Annotated in this window: 9 protein-coding genes; 4 read left to right on the top strand and 5 right to left on the bottom strand. The window is 43.6% G+C overall.

From position 1 onward, the window contains the following. Positions 1-93: 93 nt before the first annotated feature. Positions 94-465: an arsenate reductase gene (locus ACT3QN_RS02645; RefSeq protein WP_444523360.1), complete on the top strand. Its 372-nt coding sequence runs from the start codon at positions 94-96 to the stop codon at positions 463-465. 113 nt (positions 466-578) lie between these two features. Here the strand turns inward: ACT3QN_RS02645 and argB are convergent, their stop codons facing one another. The 5 genes from argB to ACT3QN_RS02620 all read right to left on the bottom strand — a co-directional run bounded on the left by argB (position 579) and on the right by ACT3QN_RS02620 (position 7,925). Beyond that, entirely contained in the window at positions 579-1,490 is a 912-nt protein-coding gene (gene argB / locus ACT3QN_RS02640; protein ID WP_444523359.1) for an acetylglutamate kinase, read from the bottom strand. Positions 1,491-1,567: 77 nt separating this feature from the next. After that, complete coding sequence (locus ACT3QN_RS02635) at positions 1,568-3,373, bottom strand: phosphomannomutase (protein ID WP_444523358.1); 1,806 nt, start codon at positions 3,371-3,373, stop codon at positions 1,568-1,570. 128 nt (positions 3,374-3,501) lie between these two features. Further along, a complete protein-coding gene (gene dut, locus ACT3QN_RS02630; RefSeq protein ID WP_444523357.1) occupies positions 3,502-3,966 on the bottom strand; it encodes a dUTP diphosphatase in 465 nt (154 codons plus the stop codon). Between the two features lie 409 nt (positions 3,967-4,375). Continuing rightward, positions 4,376-5,779 (bottom strand): magnesium transporter, encoded by a 1,404-nt coding sequence (gene mgtE / locus ACT3QN_RS02625; RefSeq protein ID WP_444521629.1) that lies wholly within the window; start codon positions 5,777-5,779, stop codon positions 4,376-4,378. A 112-nt stretch (positions 5,780-5,891) separates the two neighbouring features. Next, complete coding sequence (locus ACT3QN_RS02620) at positions 5,892-7,925, bottom strand: UvrD-helicase domain-containing protein (RefSeq protein WP_444521628.1); 2,034 nt, start codon at positions 7,923-7,925, stop codon at positions 5,892-5,894. Positions 7,926-8,736: 811 nt separating this feature from the next. Here ACT3QN_RS02620 and ndhC point away from each other — a divergent pair. The 3 genes from ndhC (at position 8,737) to nuoC (ending at position 12,086) form a co-directional block, all read left to right on the top strand. Then, positions 8,737-9,360, top strand: a complete 624-nt coding sequence (ndhC, locus tag ACT3QN_RS02615) for an NADH-quinone oxidoreductase subunit A (RefSeq protein ID WP_444523356.1) — start codon at positions 8,737-8,739, stop codon at positions 9,358-9,360. 169 nt (positions 9,361-9,529) lie between these two features. After that, positions 9,530-10,198, top strand: coding sequence for a NuoB/complex I 20 kDa subunit family protein (locus ACT3QN_RS02610; protein ID WP_444521626.1), 669 nt, complete (start codon positions 9,530-9,532; stop codon positions 10,196-10,198). Between the two features lie 112 nt (positions 10,199-10,310). Next, on the top strand, positions 10,311-12,086 hold the full coding sequence (nuoC, locus tag ACT3QN_RS02605; protein ID WP_444523355.1) for an NADH-quinone oxidoreductase subunit C/D: 1,776 nt from the start codon (positions 10,311-10,313) through the stop codon (positions 12,084-12,086). Positions 12,087-12,117 lie beyond the last annotated feature (31 nt).

Here is a 12,117-nt window from a genome sequence, read left to right as displayed (position 1 = left end):
TACTAGGTTTGACGATTAAAAGTAATGCATTCTCTATATCCAGTCAGCCTTAGGTATAATAGATAAATTAATGAACATTTATGAGGAGACATCATGACCATTACTATTTACGGTATCAAATCTTGTAGTACGATGAAAAAAGCGTTCACTAAGCTAGATGGACTAAATGTCAGCTACGATTTTCACGATTATAAAAAACAAGGTATCGATAAAGAAACAGTACAGCGCTGGGTAACTGCGCTAGGTATCGACAAAGTGCTCAATAAGCGCGGTACGACATGGCGCAAGCTAGACGATAGTCAAAAGCGAGCAGCTGATGAAAGTGTAGATACCGCGATAGATTTACTTGTAGAAAACACCAGTATGATTAAACGCCCAATCGTAGAAGGTCAGTCGGCAGATAAAGATCAAGCAGTATTACTATGCGGCTTCGATGAAGCAGAGTTTGATAAGATTTTTTCGTAAGTTTAATCCATAAAAATTAAGCTAGTCTTATTTTTTAAGTATAAAAATGCACAAAAAAGCCCGAGCGTTTGTATTGACTCGGGCTTTTCTACATTTAATATTGCTAGATTTTTCTAGCTCAATGAGGATTCTATCTCACGACTAATGAGCGTACCAACCCCTTCGTTGGTGAAAATCTCAAGTAAGGTCGCATGTGGGACGCGGCCATCAACGATTACCGCGCTTCTGACGCCGCTACGTACTGCATCAAGCGCACATTGAATTTTGGGAATCATGCCGCCTGAGATAGTACCGTCTTCGATTAAGCTATCGACTTTCTTTGGCGTGAGCCCAGTGACTACTTCACCGTCACGGCCCAATACCCCTTTGATATTGGTCAATAGCATCAGCTTTTCAGCTTGTAAAAATTCTGCTACTTTACCCGCAACCAGGTCAGCATTGATATTATAGGTATTGCCTTCAGCATCCACACCAAGTGGAGCGATTACAGGTATAAAATCAGAGGCAATCAGCATGTTAATTACGTCTTTATTGACGCTTACCACATCACCGACGAACCCTAAGTCAACTGGTACAGCAATACCGTCTGTGCCAATTTTTTCCATCATAAGTTTTTTTGCCTGAATCAAGTTGGCATCTTTACCGGTCAGACCGATCGCGCGACCACCATGCTTATTGATCAAGCTAACAATGGATTTGTTGACACTACCGCCCAAGACCATCTCGACGACATCCATGGTGCTTTTGTCAGTAACGCGCATGCCATCGATACGATCTGATTGACGTCCGAGCTCTTTTAGAAGATTGTCAACTTGCGGGCCCCCACCATGTACGACTACGGGGTGCATACCGACGGTTTTTAGCAGAACAATATCGCGAGCAAATGAGCTTTCAAGATCAGGGTCAGTCATGGCGTTGCCACCATATTTTACGACGATGAGTTTATCAACAAAGCGCTGAATATAGGGCAGAGCAGTGGTCAATACTTCAGCGGTGTTTTTGGCATCATCTAAATTAAGCGTCATTACAAACTCCTAAGGGCCGGGTTTAAATTGGTTGTTTTTATACCATGTCTAATGAGACAGTGATGTACGTTACATGGCTATTCCGCGGGAATAGCAAGAATCTGCTCTGCTAAAGCTGCGTTAAATGGTCGGCATAAAGCGGCAAATATCGCCTGAATATCTTTTAGATCATCTATGCTGTCACCTGCAAAGCGTGCGGTCAGGCTGTTACTGGTATTTGATTGACGCAGTACACCAAAGCCATGCGCAAAATCCAAGCGAACACCATCGATACAGCTCAGTTTGGTTCCCGTAGGTAATAAGTCATGCGTCTGTTTTAATGCTGTTTGCGACTTGGTAGTAGTACAAGGACATAGTGAAGACTTGCATGGTGGGGCAGGCAGGCAAGTGTCTTTTAGGGGCTGACTGGACGAAGAAGAACTAGCAAGAATAGGCATATCTACTAGATGCTGTAAATAATGACAAAATCTCGTCAGTTGTTCTACGAGTGAGCAGTCGGCAGTAGAAGCCTGCGGCATTGGTAAATAATGATCAGCAGTACTGACTATAGTGGGCAAGCTTTGAATGATACTTGATAGTGATTTTTTATCATTAATATCACCATGAGTTTGGTCAAGCCAATGTAGCAACCGTAATGCAGCATACATCGCATCATCATAGGGAATAAAACGACTATCATTAAAGATGAAATGTCCTGATAGTTCGCCAGCAAAGACAATTTGATTGTCAGGATGCTGTACCTGTTGGCGCATAAAGCTGCTACCAGTTTTACTAATCACAGGCGTAGTGCCAAGTTCGGCCAATAGTCTGGGCAAATGATGGGCGCACTTAATATCGAAAAGAACCTCAGATGTGAATAAAGGGTCGCTAAGAGAGTCAGGGTGTTCAGTAATAGCAATACGTGCCAATAAATAGAGCAAATGATCGGGCGCAACTATCTTGCCATTGTCATCAACGATCATCAACCGATCGCCATCGCCATCAAACGCTAAGCCTATATCTGCTGCGTGAAAAACAACGGCTCGTTGTAATTCGTTTAAGCGGTTTGGTTCGGTAGGATCTGGATTACCAAGAGGGAAGTTGCCATCTAGTGTATCATTAAGAAAAATGACCTGTTGGCAAAAACGCTCAAACAAGCGTTGAGCAATGCTCCCAGTTGCGCCATGCATACAGTCAATGACTATGACTAAATCAAGCTTATGAGTATTTTTCTGATGGGCTTCAGTTGCTGAGTGATTGTGCTGGAGTAATTGATCAAATACCTGCTCAATAGCATCGATATAAACGTTTGCTACTTGATGAGTAGGTAGTTGCTCAAGCAAGTTACTTAGTAGTTCTGAATCGTGGTTATTCTCAGTGTTTTCAGTACTTCCTGAATACAAGAGAGTATTTTTAGCTTGGCTATCTGGGTAATCGTGCTGACCATGGTTGATGGTTAGCTGATGATAAAGTGCCTGTATCTCGGAGCTACTAGGAGATTTGTTATTCACCAACCATTTGATACCTAGTATACCTTTAGCAGAGTGGCTTGCTGTTACGACTATGCCATGTCCTTGATATTGCATTGCCCAAAATGCCATCATCGGCGTGGTAACCAGACCTAACTGGATTACGCGTAAACCGTGATGAGTTAGTACAGTAGAGAGCGTACATGCAATTGCCTCACTCCCAATGCGCATATCATAGCCAATAACGACAATATTCTGCTTAGTCTCAACAGAGGTATTCTTATTGATTTTTTGAGTCGTTCGACTGTCTTGCGCATTATAGAGAGCAGCAAAAACACGGCCTAACGCTTGTATAAAACTGCTAGTGAAATACTGGTTAGCACCACGAATATCATAAGCACGGAATAAGGATTGCTGCGCCGCAAAAGGTGGCATTGCTTACTCTCCTTATAACCGTGATAGATGTTTAATGAGTAAAAATGAATAGCGCAAGGTTTTCTAGATAAAAAAACTTTAAATATTATCTAAAAAATGGTCAGTAGGATTGACCGTCAAAACAATGACTACTGACGACCTGAATGTCCAAATCCACCTGCACCACGTACGCTCTCATCACTGAATTCTGCAACCACTTCAAACTCAGGACGAGCAACGGGTACCACGATATACTGTGCCATACGTTCAGCTGGGTTGAGAACAAAATCATCTCCACTACGGTTCCAAATACTAACCATCAGCTCGCCTTGATAGTCGGCATCAATTAGCCCAACTAAGTTACCTAAGACGATACCATGTTTATGGCCAAGTCCTGAGCGCGGTAGAATCATCCCTGCATAGTTAGGATCTTGAATATAAACGGCAAGACCTGTACCGATTAAATGGGTTTCACCTGCTTTAATCGTTAATGGTTCATCGATGCAAGCACGTAAGTCGATTCCTGCACTACCATCAGTGGCACGAGTCGGTAGAGAAAATGCTTTATCTTCAGTAATTTTAGGGTTTACCACTTTAACTTGTACAGCTTGCATAACACACTCACTTAACGATTTGATGGTTTTTAAATTACGATTTTAAACTAGGGTTTTAAATAGATCTTATTCAAAATTTTATATAAATAGTAACTCTATGTTTTGATATTTTGACTGGGTCATTGATTATTCAGCAATTTAATTAGGGCGTGTTGAACATTCAAATATTAGGGCTGCTGATCGCTAAAATTGCACCAAACTAGGCGCAAGCCGACAATAATGTCGAGACCTTAACTAGGCTTGTAACGACGTTTGTGGTGATTTTAGCATCAGCCTTTCAGGGCAGTACTCTTTTTTGCCAATACATGGCGAAATTGTTTAACCTAGAATGACTAGGCATCAAAAATTTCACTGCATATTGTCTAAAAAATAGTCACTGCCAGCACCACATTTGAATATTCAACACGCCCTATAGTATCAGCACACTGGCCAACCCTAAAAAGGACATAAAGCCGACGATATCCGTGACGGTCGTTAGGATAACCGAGGCAGATAAAGCAGGGTCGATATTCATTCGTTTTAGCATCAGCGGTATACTGATGCCTGATACGTTTGCGGCTGTCATATTAATTGCAATGGCAAAACCAATAACAGCACTAATTTTAACATCATGAAACCACAACTGAGCAATAAACGCCATAATCACCGCCCAGACAATACCGTTTATCGCACCTACCCACAGCTCTTTATTCAAGAGCCAAACACGGTTAGAACCACCGATTTGACCCATCGCCATACCGCGTATCACCACTGTCAGCGTTTGTGAGCCAGCAATACCGCCCATACTGGCGACAACTGGCATCAGTATCGCTAATGCCACAACTTGTGCCAATACCTCCTCGAACTGTCCAATCACTGCTGCCGCTAGTAGGGCAGTACATAAGTTGATACCTAGCCAAACACTACGACTCTTTGCGCTGGTCAAGATAGGGGCAAACAGCTCTTCATCTTGGCTAACACCAGCTAGGTTTTTCATGGTGCTATCGACGTCATCTTGGATGATGCCCATGATGTCTTCACCATTTAGTTGACCAACCAGTTCGCCATGGCTATTGATTACGGGAGCGAAGCGAATATCTTCTGAACGAAAAATCGCAGCGGCATCTTGAATATCCAAGCGATCATTAATTGTGATGGCAGTATCAATCAGCTCCGAAACCAAAGTGTTTTGTTTGTGCTTAATTAAATCTACCAAACTCAGTAGACCGAGTAATTGCTGGCTTTGATCGACGACTAGCAACTCTTGGCTCTCATCATCGAGCAGATCATCGTTTTTTCGTAGCCACTCTTGCACATCTGCAAGATAGATATCATCTCTTATTTGGATGATATCAGGATCCATATAGCTACCAACTTCCCAGTCAGCATAAGTATCGAGCTTATTGACTTGAACTCGAGTTTCTTCGTCTAGCGTTGCCATGACTGAGGTACGGACGCTATCAGTGACGGTATCCAAAATCTCGGAAATGTCCTGAGCATCAAGATCTTGGGTAAATAGGGAGATTTCTTGAGAAGAAATGTTCTCCATCAATGGCTGGCGTGTATCGACATCTAGCTCGGCAAGTACCTCACCTTTGATGTGTTCTGGCACCTGCGCCCAAATCAGCAGACGGTTTTGAGTTGGGAAGGACTCTAGTAGGTTGGCAATCTCATATTCGGATTGCTTTTCCAAAAACTCAGTAATTGCCTCGTATGCTTTATCAGCAACCAGACCCTGCAGGTACAAAAGCTTATATTCAGCACTATATTCGGCTGAATTATAATCTCCTGACAGCATATTGGTTCGTTCCTGATTAGGCGTCGGGGTAGGCATAAGTCTTCCAAAGTTTTACAGTATATAATTAACAATAACAATCATTTTTTGCGCAATCTAAGGCATGCTTTTGAAAGCGTGTTACTTAGATAATTAAGTGTCCTGATTAGGTTTAACGTTTACCCAGTAACGCTCGAATATTGGCCAAATACTCATCAGCAACGGCTTCGGGATCTTTGGTCGCTTTTTTCTTTTTCGCTTTGGCAGGCCAATCAATATGATCCTCGGGCAGCTCATCCAAAAATCTTGATTCTGAGGTGACACGCATCTGACCACCAGCACGGCGCTGGGTCGCGAGCGTCAATGTTAATTCACGGCGCGCACGGGTAATGCCCACGTACATCAGACGACGTTCTTCTTCGACCGTCTCACTCATGATAGAGTTGCGGTGCGGTAGCATTTCTTCTTCTAAACCCATGATGTAAACAAAATCAAACTCCAAACCTTTTGCGGCGTGCAGCGTCATTAAGTTAACTTTATTGGTATTCTCTTCTTCTTGCTGCTGCTCAAGCATATCAAGCAAAACCAGTTTGCGAATGATGGTATCAATCGTTCGGTCTTCGTCTTCTTCAGCGCGATTAATCAACGACTGAATACTGGTGTAGAGCATATCGATATTGTCGATGCGATTTTTTTCTTGTTGCGGTGTTTTGGCATCGCTACGGACAAAATCAATATAGCCAGTCTCATCAATCATCTGGCGTACAATTGGCACAGGGTCTGGGTGTTGATCCAGCTCGCGCGTATAGTGCTCGATGAACTCACCAAACTCTTTTATCGTACCATAAGCCTTTGAGGGTAATACGTGAGAAAGGCCAGCATGGGTACAAGAGGCTAGTAGTGATATGCTGTGCTCTTGCGCAAACAAGCCGAGTTTTTCTAGTGTGGCAGGTCCCATACCACGCTTAGGCGTATTGATAATACGTAAAAACGCGCTGTCATCTTCGGGGTTCAAAATCAGGCGCAGATAGCCCATGATATCTTTGATTTCACTACGTGCAAAGAATGATTGACCGCCTGATAACTTGTAAGGCACTTGCAGCTGGCGCAATTGAGCTTCCAGCATACGCGCCTGAAAGTTACTGCGGTACAGTACGGCATACTGTTCCCATTCGTTACCAAAACGCAGCTTATGCGTGACAATTTCTTTGGCTACGCGCTCGGATTCATCATCGTCATTACGGCAATTGATGATGCGGATTTTTTCGCCTTGACCTTTATCTGACCACAATTTTTTCTCGAATAAATGCTCGTTATTGGTAATAACAGCATTGGCAGAAGTCAAAATACGCGTGGTTGAGCGGTAATTTTGCTCAAGCATGACGATTTTTAGTTTTGGAAAATCTTCTTTTAGCAGTCCCATGTTTTCAGGTTTTGCACCGCGCCACGCATAGATAGATTGGTCATCGTCACCCACCACAGTAAAACGACCTTGTGGACCCACCAAGTGTTTGATCATCTCGTATTGAGCGGTGTTGGTATCTTGATATTCATCAACGAGCAGGTAACGAATGCGGTTTTGCCATTTGTCACGTAGTTCTCTGTTCTCACGTAATATCTTGGTTGGCAAGACAATCAGATCATCAAAATCAACCGCATTATAGGCTCGCAAATTACGTTCATAAAGCGCATAGAGCGTCGCAAAAATCATGTCTTCTGGATCGTCTAAGGTTTCCATCGCCTTGTCAGGCTCAACCAAATCATTTTTCCAGTCGGAAATCATTTTTATCGCTTTACCAACCAGTTCGCGACTTTCTGCGCCACTTAAGTTGTCACGCATCATCAGCTCCATCAGTAAGCGTTTACTGTCATCGCTGTCCATGATGGAGAAGTTGCCTTTTAGCGGCGTATGAATCAGCTCATAGCGCAAAAACTGTAAACCAAATTGGTGAAACGTCGACACAGTCAGACCGCGCGTTTTTTCGCTTGGTAGCAGTTTGCTAACTCGCGCTTTCATCTCACGAGCGGCTTTATTGGTAAAGGTCACGGCGGTGATACGCTCAGCTGGCATGTCACACTCTTGGATTAGGTAAGCAATCTTACGCGTGATCACAGAGGTCTTGCCGGAGCCAGCACCTGCAAGTACCAGTAATGGACCAGATACGTAGAGCATGGCCTCGGATTGTTTGGGATTGAGTTGACTCATAACGTGACCTGTAAGACAAAAGCAAGAAAAAAGAGGGTGGCGCCGATATGACAAAGATAAATAAACGCAGTGCGCATCATCAAAACTCGTATCGTTGCGATATTTTAATAATCTTTATTATAAGAATAATAGAAGTTAAGGTTTGATGATGGAATATCATAAAAATCTGGTGGGTTATTATAAAGCAAAAATGTTCACTTTTGGGGAGGACTTGGGTGATGAAAAAGGGGTATTTGGATACTTGATTTTTGCTAAATAGCATGGCAGTGTTTGTTTGTAGCCAAAAACATGGATTTGGAGTTAATATAAGTCAACGTATATATCATAACTGATAGTAGAAAAAACACATTTTTTTTACACAGAAAGTGACCGTTCAATACAGTTAAAAACTAGCTTTTAGGCACTGAAATGCGTATAGTACGTAAATAATTTATGCCAGTTGTCACGTCATTATTGACCACGTGTAATGAGCTATTAAATCAATTAAGTAAGCAGTCAGATATGATATTGATTTAATACGTTGATCTTACGTTGTTAGAAGATGCGTTGGGCGACCAGCCTTTATCCGTGCGCATACCGGAGTCTCTGCAGTTGGTCATGTCTAACATCGTCGTCAATAAGCTTGATAATTGGTTGTTACTAGCAAAATACCTAACATGTGACTCAATGACAGTTACTTAAACACAGTGACAGTTGCTTAAATACAGTTACTTTGTGTTTTCGTCTGCGTTATACCTGTCGCAACACGGTCTAAATGGGTCAGTGCTTGCGCTGTGTCTAACACTCGATTGGGTGAGGAGCACGTATTATCATGTCTGCTTTTAATTGGTCAGCCATTGCTTTTATCTTAGCCGCCATTGGGCTAGTTGTCTTTATGCTGGTTGTACCGCGCTTACTTGGCGGCCGCTCTCAAGGCTCACAAAAGGAAGAAGTATTTGAAGCGGGTGTTGTCGGATCTGGCAACGCCCGTATTCGTTTGTCTGCCAAATTTTATTTGGTTGCAATTTTCTTTGTGATTTTTGATCTAGAGGCACTGTATCTCTACGCTTATGCTGTGTCGGTACGAGAGGCGGGCTGGCTTGGCTTTGCCGCTGCTGGTACGTTCATTACTATTCTGATTATCGGTTTGATTTATGAGCTAAGCTTAGGTGCGATGAACTGGGCACCTGCTGACAAGCTACGCAAAAAAGCACGCTTATATGCAGCGCCTGCAGGTTTTAATTTGGCAGACATCACCAAGTTCGATGGTGCGCATGAGCTAATGGTCGATCCTACTGGTAAAGTGCCAGCGCAGTCATCCGGTCAAATCAATGTCTCAAACAATATTGAGACCAATCGTCATCATCTACAAAACATCGATCATATAAATACCACGGGTAACGTTACTTCTGTGGATTTTGCGACGTCTGCTCAGCAGGAAAAAACTGAACGTTAATACCAGTTGATGCTCAGCTTATAGCGTTTGCAAAACGAGCAGTAAAGCATGAAGACGTCAGTCTGTTTGTATTGATGATCGCCGATGATTAGCCACTTATTAATAAAATTATGGTGATGGTACGTGCAAGATGATTGCCGCGCTAAGCCTAATATAAAGGTTGTATGTTATGAAATACACATTAACAAAAGCCAACCCCGATGCAGATACCTATCCTGCACAGACCAGCCAAACGGTCAACGATCCTATCGAAGATGAAGTTAATAAAAATGTCTTTATGGGCCGTCTCGAAGATCTCGTTCATTCAACAGCAAACTGGGGACGCAAGAACTCACTTTGGCCATTTAACTTTGGTACTTCCTGCTGTTACGTCGAATATGCTACTACCTTAACCGCCGTTCATGATTTGTCACGTTTTGGGGCAGAGGTTATCCGTGCCTCGCCTCGTCAGGCCGATGTCATGATCGTCGCTGGTACTTGCTTCGTTAAAATGGCGCCTGTTATTCAGCGTCTTTATGAACAAATGCTTGAGCCGAAATGGGTGATCTCTATGGGTGCCTGTGCTAACTCAGGCGGTATGTATGATATCTATTCTGTCGTACAAGGCGTGGATAAGATTATCCCTGTCGATGTGTATGTACCAGGTTGCCCGCCGCGTCCAGAAGCGCTTATACAGGGTTTGATGTTGTTACAAGAGTCTATTACTAAAGAACGTCGTCCATTAGGTGTTCATGTCAACGAGCAGGGCGTCTACCAGCCGCAGATGACACCTGAGCGTGACCGTAAGCAAGCAGATCGTATCGCTGTCAAAAACTTGCGCAGCCCAGATAGTATCTAAGTTTCAAATAGCATTTAGACTTGTAGCAACAGTTTCAATATTTTATGCGCTTATCATAGTTCGGTTATGATCAACATAGTTCAGTTATGATTAATGAAGGAATACATCATTCATGGTCACGGTAGTCGAAAACATAGATCCTAAGATCAAGCCCGTCCCAGCAGTCATTACAGAGCTGGAGCAAAAGTATGCTGGTAAATTTGTCGTGCAGCAGACTGTGGATGAGATTCCAACGGTTTGGGTGGCGCGTGCTGATTTATTAGATATTCTCTTATTCTTGCGCAAACTGCCTAAGCCTTATGTCATGCTATTTGACTTATCTGCGATAGATGAGCGTTTACGCCAGCATCGCGCAGGATTGCCAGATAGCGACTTCACAGTGTTTTATCACCTAATGTCGCTTGAGCGCAACAGTGATGTACGTATCAAGGTCGCGCTAAGCGAAGATGATGTCAATGTACCGAGCGCTACCAACATTTGGCCAAATGCCAACTGGTATGAGCGCGAAGTGTGGGACATGTTCGGTATTGTCTTTACAGGTCATCCGCATTTGACCCGTATTTTATTACCAAAATACTGGGAAGGTCATCCACTGCGTAAGGAGTATCATGCGCGTGCAACCGAGTTTACCCCATATTTTTTGAACACGGCTAAACAGCAATACGAACAAGAAAATCTACGTTTTGTCCCAGAAGAGTGGGGTATGAAGCGTTCAGGTCGTGATGAGGACTTTATGTTCTTGAACATCGGTCCTAACCACCCTTCTGCTCACGGTGCGTTCCGTTTGGTGCTACAGCTCGACGGTGAAGAAGTTGTCGATTGTATCCCTGATATCGGCTATCACCATCGCGGCGCCGAAAAGATGGCTGAGCGTCAGACTTGGCACTCATTTATTCCATACACCGACCGTATTGATTATCTTGGTGGTGTGATGAATGAGCTACCGTATATCATGTCGGTCGAAAAACTGGCAGGTATCAAAGTACCGCCGCGCGCTGAAACCATCCGTGTGATGATGAGCGAATTTTTCCGTATTACCAATAATTTGCTATTTGTTGGTACGTTCATTCAGGATGCAGGTGGTATGACCCCTGTGTTCTATATGTTTACCGATCGCCAAAAAGCCTATGATGTTATCGAAGCCGTGACTGGTTATCGTATGCATCCGGCTTGGTTCCGTATCGGTGGTACCGCTGCTGACCTGCCACGTGGCTGGCAGCGTCTAGTGCGTGAGTTCTTAGAGTGGATGCCAAAACGCTTGGACGAGTATGTCAAAGCCGCCTTGCAAAACAGTGTGCTCAAAGGTCGTACTCAAGGAGTTGCTCAGTATAATGCTAAGCAAGCGCTTGCTTGGGGTGTGACAGGTGCAGGTCTGCGCGCGACAGGCGTTGATTTTGATTTGCGTAAAGCACGTCCATACATGGGCTATGAGAATTACGATTTTGAAGTGCCAGTTGGTTACAACGGCGATGCGTATGATCGCTGTATGGTAAAAGTTGAAGAGATGCGTCAGTCATTGCGTATTATTCGTCAATGTATGGACAATATGCCACAAGGCCCTTACAAGGCCGATCATCCATTAGCTGTACCACCACCAAAAGACCGTACACTCAATGATATCGAAACGCTTATTAACCACTTTATCTCAGTATCTTGGGGTCCTGTGATGCCAGCGGGCGAATGTACGACGATCGTTGAGGCGACCAAAGGTCTGAACAGTTATTACATTACCTCAGACAAGGCCACGATGAGCTATCGTACCCGTATTCGCACACCAACATTTGCACATATACAACAGATGCCGTCGGTCATTAACGGATCGCTGGTTTCTGATGCCATTATGTATTTGGCATCGATTGATATTGTGATGGCGGATTGTGATCGTTAGAACCGCTGCTGCACCAGTATTTGTTCATCAA

This window comes from Psychrobacter sp. AOP7-C1-14, from assembly GCF_052376135.1.
GTDB lineage: Bacteria > Pseudomonadota > Gammaproteobacteria > Pseudomonadales > Moraxellaceae > Psychrobacter.
This window is presented reverse-complemented; position numbering and strand designations above follow the sequence as displayed.